This is a genomic window from Euzebya pacifica, assembly GCF_003344865.1.
Lineage (GTDB): Bacteria > Actinomycetota > Nitriliruptoria > Euzebyales > Euzebyaceae > Euzebya > Euzebya pacifica.
On record NZ_CP031165.1, the window covers coordinates 3,680,917 to 3,696,672 of the forward strand.

Consider the following 15,756-nt stretch of genomic DNA (forward strand, 5'->3'; position numbering starts at 1 on the left):
CCGGGCTGCGAAGGTTCCCGCGCTTCCGGCCGTGATCGAGGTTCAATCGTCACCGATGGTGATCACGGCAAGCGTTTCGAGGTCGGCGTGCGAGCGCGCGACGCTGCTGCACGACGGTGCACGCCTGTCGCTCGGGGTCGTCGCCGACGTGCTGGAGTGCGACCGGGACGCGGCCGCCGGGCTGGTGATCGTCGGACGGCTGCTGGCCTCCGACGACCTCGCGATCGTGCCCGAGGAGTGCGAGCCGTACCTCGCCGGGTTCCTCCGGCCCACGGCAGGCGCGGCAGCCCATCACCTGTCCTGCCAGCACTGTGCGCTGGTCGAGGACTCGATGGCGGTCGGCATCGCGGCTGCCCGTGCCCGCTGGACCTGCATGCCGGCCCCCACCGCCGAACAGCTCGTGCCGCCGACCCCACCGCCGTCGCGCCATCCGGCCCGACAGGTCCCCGAGCCGCCGCCCCTGCCGCCCCCGGTCACGGCCCCGCAGGACAGCCCCTCGCTGCCCAGCGACCCGCGGCAGACCGCCGTGTACGGCCTGGTCGCTGCCCGCGTCGCCGATCCCGAGGCCGACGGCGGCATCGTCGACCCCGACCGAACCGTGGACCTGTCGCCGCTCCGGGCCCTGATGCAGGCAACGGACGCGGTCGAGCAGCCGGTCGACAGCCCAGCCGAGGTGGGGGTCCCCGATGCCGTCGACGAGGTCCTTTCGACCGGACGACCACGATGGATGGTGGCCGCGAGCCGCCTGGTCGCCGCCACGCTGATGGCGGTGGTCGGGCTGACCGCGGTCCTCGGTGGCGCGTCGTTGATGGCGGGGCCTGCCGATGCGCGTTCGCTGGCCCGCGGCGGCGTGGTCGGCAAGGACCTGCCGAGGGCCACGCTGCCCGACGACCTCCGCATCGGCGATCCCTACTACACCCCGACGTGGGACCGGCTGGCCGACTGCGCCTCCGGTGGGGACTGGTCGGCGCCGTCGGATGCGACCGGACGGGCCGGCGGCCTGGCCATCGGCCCCGCCGACTGGCGTCGGGTCGGCGGCATCGGGCCGGTCGAGGAGGCCTCCCGTGAACGCCAGGTCCAGGCCGGGATCTCGCTGTGGGAGCTCCGCGGATGGTCGGCCTGGCCGAGCTGCGCCGAGGCGCTGGGCCTGCGCTGAGGTGACGTGCTGGGCCAGCGTGCCCGGATCAGCAGGCCCGGATCGACAGGCCCCGATCAGCAGGCCCGGATCAGCAGGCCCACGTCAGCAGGTCGTGCAGGGCGACAGCAGCTCCGTCGTTCAGCACGACGTCGGTGACCAGGTGGGCGGCGTCCCTGACCGGCTGCGGGGCGTCCCCCATCGCGATGGCGGTACCGACAACACCCATCATGGGCAGGTCGTTGGCGCCGTCGCCCACCACGGCGATCTGCGACGGGTCGATCCCCATCGCCTCGGCGGTGGCCAGGATCGCGGTGCCCTTGTCGACGTCGCCACGGGTGATGTTGACGTAGGTCAGGCCGGGGGTGACCGGCGAGGTTGCGGCGCCAGCGCTCAGGCCGAGCGCCGTCACCGCGTCGACCACGCTGACCAGCTCGGCATCGGTGTGCGCCACGATGGTGGCCTTGATGACCTCACCCGGGGCCGGTGGGTTGGTCTCGATCGTCCCGATCGGCTGGCCGATCACCTCGTCCCAGTGGGGGCGGTACCGCTCGTCCATCGCGGTCACGAGGAAACCCTCGTCGGTGTAGAGCTCCGCGTAGAGGCCCTCGGCGTCGCACAGCTGCAGGATCTCGGCCAGGTGTTCGTCAGTCAGGGCCCGGGTCACGACCGCGCGGCCGTCCTGTCGCACCTGCGCGCCGTTGAGGACGACATGCGGCCCGGACAGGCCCAGGCGTCCGTGCACGTCGACGACCCCGGCGACGTTGCGTCCGGTGGCGTAGCCCACTGCCACACCGGTGGCGGCGAGCGCACGGGTGGCCTCGGCGACGACGTCGGTGACGGTGCCGCTCGGCCCCACCAGGGTGCCGTCGACGTCGAGGAGGACCCATCGGATCGGCAGGGTCGGGTTCCAGTCGGCCCGGCGGCCACCGGGCCCCAGGGCGGAGGTCTCGATCGTGGTCATGGCCCCAGAGGGTACGCAGCCTCGATGGGCAGGCACGGCTGCAGGGCGTACCCTGCCGGCCATGAGCCTTGCCGACCAGATCAGCGACGACCTCAAGACCTCCATGAAGGCGCGGGACACCATCCGTACCGCGACGCTCCGCCAGGTGCTCGCGGGCATCAAGAACCTGCGCGTGCAGGAGGGCCGCGGTGGGACCGACGTGACCGACGAGGAGGTCACCGAGATCCTGACTCGCGAGGCGAAGAAGCGCCGCGAGTCCATCGAGACCTACACCCAGCACGGGCGCGACGAGCTGGCCGCCAAGGAGCAGGCCGAGCTGGCCGTCATCGAGGACTACCTGCCCGAGCAGATGGGTGCCGACGAGATCCGCGCCATCGTGACCGAGGTCGTCGCCGCCACGGGCGCCAGCCAGCCGGGTGACCTGGGCAAGGTCATGGGCCAGCTGATGCCGCGGGTGAAGGGCAAGGCCGACGGCAAGCTGGTCAACCGGATCGTCCGCGAGCAGCTGGGCGCCTGATCCGCGGTCAGTCCGCCGGGCGATCCCGCAGGTAGCGCTCGAACTCGCGGGCCAGCTCCTCACCGCTGACGGGCGGCGTGGGCAGCTCGTCGTTGTGCAGCGGGTCGGGCTCGGAGTCCGCCCGCCGTTCGAGCTCCTCGACGTAGTCGGCGAGCTCGTCGTCCTCGGCGACCAGCTCGGCGATGTCCTGCAGCTGGTCCTGCGCCTCCTCGCGGAGCTCGTCCAGGTCGAAGCTGTCGCCGACGAGGCGACCGACCTGCTCGGCCAGCGTCAAGGAGGCCTGCAGGTACGCGGTGCCGGCCAGGTAGTGGGGGACGCCCACCCAGAACGAGATGGCCTCGATGCCCGCGTCGCTGGCGGCCTGGTGCAGGACGCCGACGATCCCGGTCGGCCCCTCGTAGGAGGACCGACGCAGCCCGTGGCGCATCGCCACCTCGTCGTCGCTGGCGGTGCCGGTCATCGACACGGGGCGTGTGTGCGGTCGGTCCACCTGCAGCGCACCGACGGTGACGATGCGGGCGACGTCCAGCGCACGAGCCGTCTCGACGATTCCCTCGGTGAACGTCCGCCACCGCAGGTTCGGTTCGCGTCCGCGGAGGAACACCACGTCGGTGTCCCCGCCGAGGCTCGCGGCGCTGAACTCGTTGATCGGCCATTCCAGCGAGCGCTGTTCGCCCTCCCACCTGACCATGGGACGGGCGACCTGGAAGTCGAAGAACTCCTCCGGGTCGATGTCGGCGAACCGGCTGGCCTCCGTCGCCACCGCCATCGCCTCCACCGCACCGGTGGCGGCTTCGCCCGCGTCGTTCCACCCCTCGAAGGCAGCGACGAGGGTGGGGCGGCGGAGCCCCTCGGGACGGTGATCGAATCGGACGACGTTCACGACGACCGATTCTTCCATGCAGCTGCAACCGTCATGCGGCAGCTGCCCGGCCGAGGAAGTCCAGCAGCCCCGGCGCGACCACCTTCGAGCGCGTCAGCTGCACGTCGTGGCCCCCACCGGGCACCACGAACTCCTCCGCGTGTGGCCAGATGTCGCGCAGCTCCGCGAAGTGGGCCGGGTCGACGGTCGTGTCGCCGTCGCCCCGGATCAGCAGGGTGGGCACGTCGAGGCGGCCCAGCTTCCCCAGGTCGACATCGACCTTCAACCCGCCCGAGTCACGGATGCACACCTCGCGCCAGGCGTCGGGACCGCCCAGGGGTGCGTGAAGCTTCGACAGCTGCTTGGCCCACAGCTCGTAGCGCTCCTCCAGGACGTCGGGGTCGAAGTTGGTCCGCCAGCGGCGCAGTCCGTCGTGGTCGCGCACGCTGACGCCGACGACGACGAGCCCGGCGAACAGCTCGGGGTGGTCCTCGGCGAGCGCGAGGGCGGTGTGACCGCCCATGGAGAAGCCAGCCACGATCGGCGTCCGGTCGAGGGACTCCAGGTGCGTCCGCACCGCGTCGACCAGCATCTGCCGGCTGTAGGTCCCCTCCCCCACCGGCGTGTGGCCGTGTCCGGGAAGGTCGGGCATGTGCAGCCGGAACCCGGCAGCGGCCAACCCCTTGACCTGCTTTGACCAGTGGTAGCGGCCGGTGCCGATGCCGCCGTGCAGCAGCACGAGCGGCACGCCGTCCTCGGGACCGTCGTAGTCGATGTGCATCACGGGGGCGAGGATACGTGGGGGATGCGCTTCGACATCGCGGGGGGCAGCGGGCACAGTGGGTGGCCATGGCACTTCAGGTCGGCATCGTCGGGCTCCCCAACGTGGGCAAGTCCACCCTCTTCAACGCGGTCAGCGCCGCAGGCGCGGAAGCGGCGAACTATCCGTTCGCCACGATCGAGCCCAACGTCGGGAGCGTCCCCGTCCCCGACGAGCGACTGGACACGCTCCGGCGGCTGGCGGACTCCAAGCGCAGGATCGCCACCACGGTGGAGTTCCTCGACATCGCCGGCCTGGTGAAGGGCGCGTCGCAGGGCGAGGGGCTCGGCAACAAGTTCCTGTCCCACATCCAGTCCGTGGACGCCGTGGCCCATGTCGTCCGCTGCTTCGACGACGACGACATCGTGCACGTCGACGGGTCGGTGGACCCGGCGCGTGACATCGAGGTCATCAACACCGAGCTGCTGCTGAAGGACCTCGACGCGGTGACCAAGCGCGTCGAGCGCGCCAAGCGGTCGTCCAAGTCCGGCGACAAGGTGGCCATCCGCCACACCGAGCTGTTCAGCCGGCTCGAGGCGCACCTCGAGGCAGGCAACGTCGCCCGGACCTTCGAGATCCCGGACGAGGACGCCAAGGAGGTTGCCGAGGTCGGCCTCCTGACCGCCAAGCCCATGCTCTACGTCGCCAACGTCGGCGAGGGGGACCTGCCCGACGGCAACGCCCACGTGGACAAGGTCCGCGAGATCGCCGCAGCCGAGGGCGCGGAGGTCGTGGTCATCTCCGCCGAGGCCGAGGCGCAGATCGCCGAGCTCGACGCCGAGGAGCGCACCGAGTTCCTGGCCGAGCTGGGGCTGGAACGCTCCGGCCTCGACCGCTTGATCCACGCGGCCTACCGCCTGCTGGGCCTGCTGACGTTCTTCACCGTCGGGCCACAGGAGGCCCGGGCCTGGACGGTCCGCGACGGCTCTCCCGCCCCGGTCGCCGCCGGCAAGATCCACTCCGACATCCAGCAGGGCTTCATCCGCGCCAACGTCATCGGCTATGCGGACTTCGTCGAGCACGGGGGCGAGCAGGCCGCCAAGAACGCCGGGAAGATGCGCCAGGAGGGCAAGGAGTACGTCGTCGTCGACGGCGACGTCATCCACTTCCTGCACTCGAACTGACCCACGGGTCAGGCGACCGATCGCTTGTCGATGCCGAACGAACGGGCGTCGACCCCGGAGCAGCGGTCCTCCACGTAGTCGATGCCCGCGTCGGCGGCCAGACGGGCGGCCTCCATCGAGGTGATGCCCAGCTGCAGCCACACCGCGGCCGCCCCGACCCAGATCGCCTGTCGGGTCACGTCGGCAGCCTCCGCCGACGGCCGGAAGACCACGACCAGGTCGGGGACGATGTCGAGGTCCGCGAGGGTGGGCACGGCTGGGACACCCAGGATCTCCGTCGCGGTCGGATGGACCGGACGGACGTCGTACCCCATCTGCTGCAGCATCAGGGGGATGCGATGGGCGGCCTTCATCGGCGAGGTCGAACACCCGACCACCGCCACGGAATCGGCCGCCTCCAGGACTGCTCTCGGATCTGCATCGACCATGTCGCCATCCTGCCGTGTCCCCGAATTGCTGCCGCGATCCCGAGCCGCTACTATCTCCCGTCCCCGGGCGATTAGCTCAGCTGGGAGAGCGTTTGGTCGACAACCAAAAGGTCACAGGTTCGAGCCCTGTATCGCCCACATAACAGACACCGCAGAGCCCCCGGTCCTTGACCGGGGGCTCTGCTGTTCAGGTCCTCGCCCGGAACCAGTCCCCTCGTCCCCGAACCCAGACGATTCGTCCCCACAGTGGGGGCGAGTTGGCTTCTCGCGGACGTTCTGTCTGCGCTGGTCGGCAATTCGGGCGTCCGGGAGGATTCGGGGGTCGAACCGCGAACGTTCCGTGCAACCCGAACCATTTCCTGGCGCCGATCCGAAGGGTCCACACCATCATGAACACCAACAAGACCAATCTGGCGCTGCTCGTGGCGCTGGTGCTGACCGTGGGCTGGAGCTCCGTCAGCGTGATGCAGGTCGAACCACGTGACCTCAAGGCCGAGTTCGCCTTCTCCGGCGTCGCCGACGTGTCCCGGGAGGCGCTGGAGGCCCTGTCCACGACAGTCGTCGGGCTGCCGTGCACCACCGACGTGGGAACCCTCCCCGGTGTCAGCGACGGCAACGGCAACGTCGGCATGTCCGGGCCCTACCCGTGCACCAACGTCGGCCTGCAGGCACTCGTGCCCCTCGCCGAGCTCGGCGGTGGCGCTGGCAACGACTCGTGGGGCTGGGAGGACCCGGATTCGGAGGACCCCGACAACCCCTTCCGCGTGGCCATCATGGGCACCGGCGTCGGCACCGCGTTCGTCGACGTGTCCAACCCGACCGTGCCCGTGGTGCTCGGCACCGTGGCCCAGGCCGGAAGTGCCACCACCGGCGCCACCGGCGCGGTGTGGCGTGACATCAAGGTCAATGACAACCACGCGTTCATCGTCACCGAACGGGGCGGCGGCATGCAGGTCGTCGACCTCACCCAGCTGCGTGCCCTGCGTGGCACCCCCAGCCTCGACCAGCTCGACGTGCTCACCACCTACACCGAGCACGACGCCGACTCCAACTTCCACAACATCGTCATCAACGAGGACACCGACCGGGCCTACCTGGTGGGTGGCACCTTCCAGGGCGGTCTGCACATCGTCGACATCGCCGACCCGGCGCAGCCCAGGACCATCGGTGCCTTCGCGACCGACGGCTACACCCACGACGCCCAGTGCGTGGTGTACGCCGGGCCCGATGACGACTACAACGGCACCAACGCCGTGGATGGTGAGCCGTCCGAGATCTGCTTCGCCTACAACGAGGACAGCTTGACCATCGTCGACGTCACCGACCCCCTCGCCACCCGGCTGATCAACAAGCTGGACTACGAGCGGGAGGGCTACACCCACCAGGGGTGGTTGACCCCGGACCACGCGTTCGCCGTCTTCAACGACGAGCTCGACGAGGGCCCGACGGCTGCGCTCGGCACGCGCACGTTCATGGTCGAGCTCCAGGACCTCGACGCGGCGTACACGGCGGACGATGTGAAGATCTACACCCACGACACCGTGTCGACCGACCACAACCTCTACATCCGTGGCGACCTCATCTTCGAGGCCAACTACAACGCCGGCCTCAAGATCTTCCGTTACACCGCCGAGGGGCTGCGCAACGGCGAGCTCGACCTCGTCGGCTCCTTCGACGTCGACCCGGGCCTGGACGTCCCGGCGTACGGTGGCGCATGGAACGTCTTCCCGTACTTCGATGACGACACGATCATCGTGTCATCGCTGGACGAGGGCCTGTACGTCCTCGCGTTCACCGACCCCGGCGCACCCGAGTAACCCGCGGCGCAGTCCGAACGGCGAACGTTCGGCCGCAACGAAAGGGCCCCCGCTGCGGCGGGGGCCCTCTGCGGTTCCGGTCCGTCGAGGAGCGCTGCCGTCAGCGACCCGACCGGCGGGGCATCTCCCGCTCGAGGGTGTCGGCCAGGGCGGTGTCGTCGGTCACCTGCTGGGCCAGGACGGCCAGGCGCAGGTTGTGGTTCCGGGCGTGGCGGCGGAGCAGGTCGAAGGCGTCGGCGATCGACAGCTGGCGACGCTCGGCCACGACGCCCTTCGCCTGCTCGATGATGATCCTCGAGTTGAGCACGTCGCTCAGCTGCTGGGCCAGGGTCTGTGCTTCCTCGGCCGCTCGGGTCTGGAGTATCGCGATCGTGGCGATGTCGGCCAGGGCCTGCGCCGCCAGGATGTCGTTCTCCTCGAGGACGACCCGTCGACGGCTGAACAGGTTGAGGGCGCCGAGCATCGTGCCCCGCAGCCGCATGGGGATGGCATGGACCGTGCTGAAGCCGGCGGCGCGTGCTTCGGCGGCGAACCGTGGCCAGCGATCGACGTCCTCGGCCATGTCGCGGTTCACGATCTGTTCGCCGGTACCCAGGCAGTCCAGGCAGGGCCCCTCCTCGGCCTGGAGCTGGAAGAGGTCCAGCAGTCGTACCCGGTCGCTGGAGGACGCCATGGTCCGGAGGTCCCCACCCACACCCGCGATCAGCAGGCCTGCCTCGTCGACCTCGAGCAAGTCCACGCAGCGTGTGGTCAGCAGCGTCAGGAGGTCGACGACGTCGAAATCCGCCACGAGTGTGTCGGCCAGCTCCACCATCGTCCGGGCAAGCAACGCGTCCATCGTCATGGCCGCTCTCCCTCCCTGTGGGTCGACGTCGACCCGACATCGACGTTCCTCACGGTAGGCCAAGGACCTCCGCCGCGCACTCCCGGTTCGTTGAGCATCAGACCTCGTGGGCGTCGTCGTCGAACCGCAGGCGGCGGTCGACGACCGCCTCCGCCACGTCCCGGAGCGGTTGATCGCTGCCGAACGCATGGGCGCGCAACCGCACCAGCGCCAACGTCAGGGGGATCTCCAGCTGCACGGCAACCATGCCGGCCGCCTGGTGGACGATGGCATGGAGGTCCGCGCCGATCTCCAGCTCGTGCGCCAGCTGACCGGGGGAGGCCTCCGTCTGGGCGAGCAGCACCGACTGGGCGGCCAGCTCGGCCATGATCGTGCCGTCGCTCACCTGATCGGGTTCGAGCGCACCCGGCGTGTCACGGTAGGTGCAGACCACCCCCGGGCGGACCAAACCGACCCGCATCGGGAACGCCGCGACCGTGGCGACGCCGAGCGAGACCGCTTGGTGCTCGTAGGCGTTGTACCGCGGTTCGTCGCTCCCGAGCTCGGCCTGCACGACGACGCCCTGTTCGTGGGCCTCCACCGACGGCCCCTCGCCCAGCAGGTGCTCGAGGGCCTCGAGCTGGCTGGCCACCGGATCGCTGCTCGCCAGCAGCCCGGTCACGACCCCACGTTCCAGCAGGACGATGGTCGCCCCGGTGGTGCCCGTCACCTCGGCGGTCACCCGGCACAGCTGGTCGAACGCCGGAGGTGGTCCGCACGCGAGGACCCGTCGCAGGAGCAGCAGGCGTCGCGACGCACCGTTGTTCACGGGTCTGTCTGCCAAGACGACTCCGGAACTCGTGTGGTGCGTCGCCCACCGCGACGGACCGGGGCTGCTGACGCGTCTGCGTCGACCCTACACCCGGGGTGCGGTTCCAGCGGCCGAGGACGGCTCGCGCATATCACGGTGAGAAGTTTCTCCTCACGCATCGTCACAACACTGTCGGGCGCTCGTTGGGACCGGCAGCATACGCCCTCGAGGAGCCACCGTGACCCACCCCACCACCGACGACGCCATCCGCATCCAGCAGGTTGCCGAGGGCCTGATGCGGATCACCCACGCCGACGTCGCCGCGGAGCAGCTCCGCCGGCTCTACGGCGAGCGCCGCTCCACCGAGGCCCTGCTCTCTCTCGTGGGCGTCGCGCCGGTCGGCCCGACCGCGACGGTCGACCCGACAGCAACGGTCCGCCCGGCGACGACGGGCGGACCGGCAACGCCGGTCGGCGGGATCGTGGTCGTGCCCGGCACCCGCCAGCACACGATCGAGCGCCTGCGTCCCGAGTCCAACGGCTGCCGCCGCCGGGGCTCGCGTCCGGTCGACTGGGTCTGAGCGAGACCCCCCGGGAGGTCAGCGCCCGTCGCCGATGGCCGTGGCCAGCGCGAGCAGGTCGGGCGCCCGCCACGTCGGTGGCTGCAGCAGCGGGTTGTAGGTCTGCCCCGGACGGCTGACGAACCCCGACCGCCATCCGCACCGCATCGCGCCCGCGCAGTCCCAGTCGTGGGCGGCAACCATGACGAGGTCCCCCGGCTTCGCACCGAGCTCGTCCGCGGCATGGGCGTACACCGCCGGGTCGGGCTTGAACCGCAGCGTCGGGTCGACCGACAGGATGCGGTCCAGCAGCACGTCCAGGCCCGCGTGGGCCAGCTGTGCCTCTGCCGTTGCCTGCCCGGAGTTGGTCAGGGCAACGACCCGATGACCGGCCCCGACGAGGGCCGCGATGCCGTCGACGACATCAGGGTGTGCCCGGAGCCGACGCATCCCCCCGACGAGGTCGCCGGCCTGTGCGTCCTCCAGCGGCAGCCCCAGGCGGTCGGCGGTGTCCCGCAGGACCGTCCGGGCCACGACGCCGAAGTCCTGCCACGTGCCCACCGTGGTCATGACCGTCGATGTGTGGAGCAGCCGGGCGAACCACAGGCGCTTCACCTCCTCGGCGCGTTCGCAGAACGCCTCCGTGAAGGGACCGTCCAGCCCGGCGAGGTCCAGCAGCGTCTCGTTCACGTCGCACACGATCGTGGCCATGGCCCGACCCTATGCCGGTCACCGCCGGTCGTGTCGGGCGGCAAAGAAACGGTCAAGGGCGTGACGTTCGACATGTTCCGATATATCGTGATGCCTCGCGAGGGTCGATCCTGCCCCGAGCACCAACACGTTCAACAGCACGAAAGGTGGTTGCGATGCACAGCTCATCCATCCCCTACGACGACCCCTGGCGACAGGCCTACGACGCCATGCCGCCCTGGGTCCGCAAGATGATCGCCATGGCCAGCGATCCCGACCACGACCACGACCACACGCCGCCCCCCGGACGGGGCCGACGGCACCGCCACGGCAGCCCCCCACCCTTCGACCCGTTCACCATGATGTTCGGTGGCGGCCGGGGTGGACGCGGCGGTCGACGCGGTGGCCCCTGGGGCCGTGGCCCCCGTGCCAGCCGCGGTGACATCCGCGCAGCCATCCTCTCCCTCCTCGCCGAGGAGCCCATGCACGGCTACCAGCTGATGCAGGAGATGTCGGAGCGATCGGGCGGCGTGTGGCGCCCCTCCCCCGGCTCGGTGTACCCCACCCTGTCCCAGCTGGAGGACGAAGGCCTGGTCGAGGGCGAGAAGGACGGCGGCCGCCGGGTCTTCTCCCTGACCGACGACGGCCGCGCCGCCGCCGAAGAGGCCGACGACAGCCCCTGGGACGCCGTCGGCGACACCGCCGACGACCACCTCTCCTCGCTTCGTGAGGAGATCGCCAGCACCGCCGGTGCGGTGATGGCCGTGGCCACCAGCGGCGACCCCGACCATGTCGAGGCTGCCAAGGAGATCCTGGCCGACGCACGCAAGGCGCTCTACCGCCTGCTTGCGGAGGACTGACACAGCATCCAGCCCACGTGACGACGCCCCCACCTCCGAAGAGGTGGGGGCGTCCGCCGTTGCAGGGTCTGTTGGCTAGCTCGTCGCGCTCAGGGCGTCGACCAGCTCGGCCTTGGACATCGTCGACCGTCCGTCGATGTCGGCTGTCGTGGCCATCTCGTACAGCTCGCCCTTGGTCATGTCCTGCAGCTGGGCGCGGTCGCGAGCCTCCACGACGTTGTCGCCCATGGACTCCGCGGCACGAACCGTGCTGGTGGCGGCCTCACCGGTCATGGTGCCGGCAGCCTTCACGCGGCTGACGACGCCCTCGGCGTTGCGGCGCAGGGTCGTGACGGCACCCATCCAGCCCTGACGGGCCTGATCGATGTCGGCCTGGGCCCCCGAGACCTCCTCGGTCTCGCGGATCCGGTCGAGGATCGCCCGACCACGGGCGGCGAAGTCGTCCAGGGTCTCGCCGGCGTCGCCGGTCGTCTGCTTGACGCGGCTGCCGAGGTGGTCGACCACCTTGTCGAGGGAGTCGCGCATCTGGGCCACGGACTCCTCCAGCTGGCGTGCGAGGTCGTCGGGGAGCTCCTCGCGGCGACCGGCCAGGGAACGGGTCTCCTGCAGGGCTCGGTCGGCCGCGCCGATCAGGGCGTAGGCGCTGTAGGACAGGACGTTCGGGCGGGTGCGGGTCGCGGTTGCCATGTGGTGATCACATCTCCAGGGGTCGGGGTGACGTTCACCACTAGACGTGTCCGATCCTGCAGTCCTCACACATGTCCACCCGCACGGGGACCGCTCAACGCCCCCGGGACGACCTGGCGAACTCCACGACCGCGGCCGCACCCAGCCCGGCCGCCACCACCCACCAGCGCTGCAGCTCGGGCACGTCGAACGCCGCGTAGAACAGCGCGCCGCTGGACAGCATCGTCAGGGCGGCCCCCTTCACGACGCCGTCGCCGCGCCCGTCGGCGACGACCTGTGCCACCAGCAACGCGATGCCGAGCGCAACCATGTAGACGGGCGCCTCACGCCCCGGCAACGGCCCTTCGCGCACCAGCAGGACGGCGGCACCCCAGACGACGAGGACGATCCCGACCGTCCACGGCCTGGGGTTGGGAAGCGTCGCGGCGGCCAGCAACGCCACGACCCCCACGGCCAGCGGGGTGATGTTCCAGGTCATGTCGAGCGGGCCGCGGGCGTAGGCCAGCGCGGCAGCACCGATGGCGAGGACGAGGGGCAGGGAGTAGCGGCGCATGGTCCCGCCAGCATGTCAGGCCGCCCCGACACGGGCCGAGTCAGCGACGACCAGCACGAAATCGGGGCCGCCCGGGACTCCCCGGACGACCCCGACTCCTGATCCCGAAGCGCTACTCGGCGGCCAGCTGCCGGAGCACGTAGTGCAGGATGCCGCCGTGGCGGTAGTAGGCCTGCTCGTTGGGGGTGTCGAGCCGGACGTCGACGGTGAACGTCGTGTCGCCGGCCTGGACGGTGACCTCGTCGGGCACCTTGCCGTCCGCACCGCCGGTGACCCCGGTGATGGAGATCTCCTCCTCACCGGTCAGGCCCAGCTCGTCAGCCCCCTCGCCCGCCTTGAACTGCAGGGGCAGGACACCCATGCCGATCAGGTTGGAACGGTGGATCCGCTCGTAGGACTTGGCGATGACCGCCTTCACGCCCAGCAGGACGGTGCCCTTGGCCGCCCAGTCACGCGACGATCCGGTGCCGTACTCCTCACCAGCGAGGACCACCAGCGGCGTGCCCTCGGCCTGGTACTCCATGGACGCCTCGTAGATCGAGGTGACCTCGCCGGGCCCCTCGTCGGTCACCTTCCGGGTGTAGCCACCCTCGGTGCCGGGTGCCATCTCGTTGCGCAGCCGGATGTTGGCGAACGTGCCGCGCATCATGACCTCGTGGTTCCCGCGGCGGCTGCCGTAGGAGTTGAAGTCCCTGATCTCGACGCCCTTGTCCATCAGGTAGGCGCCGGCCGGTGAGTCGCGCTTGATCGCGCCCGCGGGCGAGATGTGGTCGGTCGTGACGGAGTTGCCGACCTTCACGAGGACCCGAGCCCCCGTGATGTCGGACAGCCCGCCCGGTTCGGCACCCATGCCGTCGAAGAACGTGGGCTTCTGGATGTAGGTGGAGGCGTCGGACCACTCGAAGCGGCTGCCACCCGAGACGGGCACGTTCTGCCAGGCCTCGTCACCGGTGAACACGTCGGCATAGCGCTCGACGAACTGCTCGCGCTGCACGGCGCTGCCGACCACCTCTGCGATCTGGTCGTTGCTGGGCCAGATGTCGGCCATCATCACGTCGTTGCCGTCGGCGTCGGTGCCGAGCGGCTCGTTGTACAGGTCGATGTCCATGGTGCCGGCGATGGCGTAGGCCACGACCAGCGGCGGGGACATCAGGTAGTTGAGCTTGACGTCGGGACCGATGCGACCCTCGAAGTTGCGGTTGCCCGACAGGACGCTGACCGCAGCCAGGTTCTCGTCGTGGATCGCCTTGGAGATCTCCGCCGGCAGCGGACCGGAGTTGCCGATGCAGGTGGTGCAGCCGTAGCCCACCAGGTTGAACCCGAGCTTCTCCAGGTACGGGGTCAGGCCCGAACGGTCGTAGTAGTCGGTCACGACCTTGGAGCCCGGGGCCAGCGAGGTCTTGACCCACGGCTTGCGGGTCAGGCCCCGGTCGACGGCGTTCTTGGCCAGCAGGCCGGCCGCGATCATCACCGACGGGTTGGAGGTGTTGGTGCACGAGGTGATCGCCGCGATCACGACGTCACCGTGGTCGAGGTCGAACTGCTCGCCGTTGGCCATACTGACGGCCGTGGGGTTGCTGGCTCGCGAGGGCATGTCGCTGGCGCCCCCGGAGACGTGGTGGGGCTCCTGCCCGTTGCTCTGGCCGCTGGTGGTCGGCGCGTCGGAGGCCGGGAAGCTCTCCAGCCCAGCTTCGTTGGCGTCGCTCTCGACATCGCCGGTCCACTGCGGCAGCACCTCGCGCAGCCCGCGCTTGGCGTCGGTCAGCGCGACCCGGTCCTGCGGACGGGTCGGACCTGCCAGCGACGGGACGATGGTGGACAGGTCCAGCGACAGCGTGTCGGTGTAGGACGGGCGGTTGGCCGGGTCGTGCCACAGGCCCTGGGCCTTGGCGTAGGCCTCGGTCAGCGCGATCTGCTCGTCGGGGCGACCGGTGAAGCGCATGTACTCCAGGGTCTTGTCGTCGATCGGGAAGATCGAGATCGTCGACCCGAACTCGGGGCTCATGTTGCCCAGGGTCGCGCGGTCGGGGATGCGGACCGACGACACACCCTCGCCGAAGAACTCCACGAACTTGCCGACGACGCCCTTCTCGCGGAGCATCTCGGTGACGGTCAGCACCATGTCGGTCGCGGTTGCCCCCTCGGGCAACGCGCCGGTCAGCTCGAAGCCGACGACCTGCGGGATGAGCATGGAGATGGGCTGGCCGAGCATGGCTGCCTCGGCCTCGATGCCGCCGACCCCCCAGCCGACGACCCCGAGGCCGTTGATCATGGGGGTGTGGCTGTCGGTGCCGACCAGCGAGTCGGGGTAGGCCTGCCCGGTCTCGGGGTTGATGAACACGACCTGGCCGAGGTACTCGAGGTTGACCTGGTGCACGATGCCCGTGTTGGGCGGCACGACGCGGAAGTTGTCGAAGGCAGTCTGGCCCCAGCGGAGGAACTGGTAGCGCTCGTAGTTGCGCTCGAACTCGATCGCGGCGTTCTTCTGGAAGGCGTCGGAGACCGCGAAGCTGTCGACCTGGATGGAGTGGTCGATGACGAGGTCGACGGGGACGCGGGGGTTGATGACGTTGGGGTCCCCACCGAGCTCGGCGACGGCGTCACGCATCACGGCGAGGTCGACGACGGCGGGCACACCGGTGAAGTCCTGCAGCAGCACGCGGGCCGGCGTGAACAGGATCTCCTCGGTCGGCTCCGCCGAGGGGTCGTAGCCCGCCACCGCGCGGATGTCGTCGGCGGTGATGTTCTCGCCGTCCTCGTTGCGGAGCAGGTTCTCCAGCAGGATGCGGATGGAGTAGGGAAGCCGCGCGAGGTCGGTGTCCACCGCCGAGAGGTCGAAGATCTCGTAGGACTTGTCGCCGACGCTCAGCGACGTCTTGGCGCCGAATGAGTTGGTGCTCACGGTGGGGTGTCTCCTGTGCAGTTGCTCGTGGACGGTGATTCTTGCCGATCCGGATGGCGGATGCGTACTCACAGGGTCGCCCTGAGGTACCGGCTGCCGCATCGGGCATCCGCCATGTGTTGGTGCCCACCCTAACCGTCGCCCGCACGGGAATCGCCTCGTGGACGTCCTCGGCAGCAACTGAACGGGGCCTGGAAACGGCGT

16 protein-coding genes and 1 tRNA gene are annotated in these 15,756 nt (G+C 70.1%); 7 read left to right on the plus strand and 10 right to left on the minus strand.

The window, feature by feature from the left end:
- Positions 1–55 precede the first annotated feature (55 nt).
- A complete protein-coding gene (locus tag DVS28_RS15770) occupies positions 56–1,156 on the plus strand; it encodes a transglycosylase family protein (protein WP_114592311.1) in 1,101 nt (366 codons plus the stop codon).
- 70 nt (positions 1,157–1,226) lie between these two features.
- Here the strand turns inward: DVS28_RS15770 and DVS28_RS15775 are convergent, their stop codons facing one another.
- Positions 1,227–2,099, minus strand: coding sequence for an HAD hydrolase family protein (locus tag DVS28_RS15775; protein WP_164710616.1), 873 nt, complete (start codon positions 2,097–2,099; stop codon positions 1,227–1,229).
- Positions 2,100–2,160: 61 nt separating this feature from the next.
- Between DVS28_RS15775 and DVS28_RS15780 the strand changes: the two genes are divergently transcribed.
- Positions 2,161–2,616, plus strand: coding sequence for a GatB/YqeY domain-containing protein (locus DVS28_RS15780; RefSeq protein ID WP_114594211.1), 456 nt, complete (start codon positions 2,161–2,163; stop codon positions 2,614–2,616).
- A gap of 7 nt (positions 2,617–2,623) precedes the next feature.
- Here the strand turns inward: DVS28_RS15780 and DVS28_RS15785 are convergent, their stop codons facing one another.
- Both DVS28_RS15785 and DVS28_RS15790 read right to left on the minus strand, forming a co-directional pair.
- Positions 2,624–3,499 (minus strand): PAC2 family protein, encoded by an 876-nt coding sequence (locus DVS28_RS15785; protein WP_164710617.1) that lies wholly within the window; start codon positions 3,497–3,499, stop codon positions 2,624–2,626.
- Positions 3,500–3,530: 31 nt separating this feature from the next.
- Positions 3,531–4,259 carry an alpha/beta fold hydrolase gene (locus DVS28_RS15790; protein WP_114592314.1) on the minus strand — a complete coding sequence of 243 codons (729 nt, stop codon included), beginning with the start codon at positions 4,257–4,259 and terminating at the stop codon, positions 3,531–3,533.
- Between the two features lie 68 nt (positions 4,260–4,327).
- On the opposite strand from DVS28_RS15790, the gene ychF reads away from it, so the two are divergent.
- Positions 4,328–5,422, plus strand: a complete 1,095-nt coding sequence (gene ychF, locus DVS28_RS15795; RefSeq protein ID WP_114592315.1) for a redox-regulated ATPase YchF — start codon at positions 4,328–4,330, stop codon at positions 5,420–5,422.
- Positions 5,423–5,430: 8 nt separating this feature from the next.
- On the opposite strand, the gene DVS28_RS15800 is transcribed toward ychF, so the two are convergent.
- On the minus strand, positions 5,431–5,850 hold the full coding sequence (locus tag DVS28_RS15800; RefSeq protein ID WP_114592316.1) for a CoA-binding protein: 420 nt from the start codon (positions 5,848–5,850) through the stop codon (positions 5,431–5,433).
- Positions 5,851–5,915: 65 nt separating this feature from the next.
- On the opposite strand from DVS28_RS15800, the gene DVS28_RS15805 reads away from it, so the two are divergent.
- A tRNA-Val gene (locus DVS28_RS15805) sits at positions 5,916–5,988 on the plus strand.
- Positions 5,989–6,239: 251 nt separating this feature from the next.
- Positions 6,240–7,667, plus strand: coding sequence for a choice-of-anchor B family protein (locus DVS28_RS15810; protein WP_114592317.1), 1,428 nt, complete (start codon positions 6,240–6,242; stop codon positions 7,665–7,667).
- Between the two features lie 100 nt (positions 7,668–7,767).
- Here DVS28_RS15810 and DVS28_RS15815 read toward each other — a convergent pair whose 3' ends face one another.
- Together DVS28_RS15815 and DVS28_RS15820 are read right to left on the minus strand one after the other, a co-directional pair.
- Positions 7,768–8,511, minus strand: a complete 744-nt coding sequence (locus tag DVS28_RS15815) for a GAF and ANTAR domain-containing protein (RefSeq protein WP_216826075.1) — start codon at positions 8,509–8,511, stop codon at positions 7,768–7,770.
- A gap of 97 nt (positions 8,512–8,608) precedes the next feature.
- Positions 8,609–9,334 (minus strand): GAF and ANTAR domain-containing protein, encoded by a 726-nt coding sequence (locus DVS28_RS15820; RefSeq protein WP_164710619.1) that lies wholly within the window; start codon positions 9,332–9,334, stop codon positions 8,609–8,611.
- 205 nt (positions 9,335–9,539) lie between these two features.
- On the opposite strand from DVS28_RS15820, the gene DVS28_RS15825 reads away from it, so the two are divergent.
- Positions 9,540–9,881 (plus strand): hypothetical protein, encoded by a 342-nt coding sequence (locus DVS28_RS15825; protein WP_114592319.1) that lies wholly within the window; start codon positions 9,540–9,542, stop codon positions 9,879–9,881.
- A gap of 18 nt (positions 9,882–9,899) precedes the next feature.
- On the opposite strand, the gene DVS28_RS15830 is transcribed toward DVS28_RS15825, so the two are convergent.
- On the minus strand, positions 9,900–10,571 hold the full coding sequence (locus DVS28_RS15830) for a haloacid dehalogenase type II (protein WP_114592320.1): 672 nt from the start codon (positions 10,569–10,571) through the stop codon (positions 9,900–9,902).
- 155 nt (positions 10,572–10,726) lie between these two features.
- Here DVS28_RS15830 and DVS28_RS15835 point away from each other — a divergent pair, with 155 nt between their 5' ends.
- Positions 10,727–11,410, plus strand: a complete 684-nt coding sequence (locus DVS28_RS15835) for a PadR family transcriptional regulator (RefSeq protein ID WP_216826076.1) — start codon at positions 10,727–10,729, stop codon at positions 11,408–11,410.
- 75 nt (positions 11,411–11,485) lie between these two features.
- Here DVS28_RS15835 and DVS28_RS29245 read toward each other — a convergent pair whose 3' ends face one another.
- From DVS28_RS29245 to DVS28_RS15850, 3 genes are all read right to left on the minus strand, one after another.
- Positions 11,486–12,097: a Rho termination factor N-terminal domain-containing protein gene (locus tag DVS28_RS29245; RefSeq protein ID WP_164709723.1), complete on the minus strand. Its 612-nt coding sequence runs from the start codon at positions 12,095–12,097 to the stop codon at positions 11,486–11,488.
- A gap of 94 nt (positions 12,098–12,191) precedes the next feature.
- Positions 12,192–12,650 carry a hypothetical protein gene (locus DVS28_RS15845; protein WP_114592321.1) on the minus strand — a complete coding sequence of 153 codons (459 nt, stop codon included), beginning with the start codon at positions 12,648–12,650 and terminating at the stop codon, positions 12,192–12,194.
- Between the two features lie 112 nt (positions 12,651–12,762).
- Positions 12,763–15,552: an aconitate hydratase gene (locus DVS28_RS15850; protein WP_114592322.1), complete on the minus strand. Its 2,790-nt coding sequence runs from the start codon at positions 15,550–15,552 to the stop codon at positions 12,763–12,765.
- Positions 15,553–15,756 lie beyond the last annotated feature (204 nt).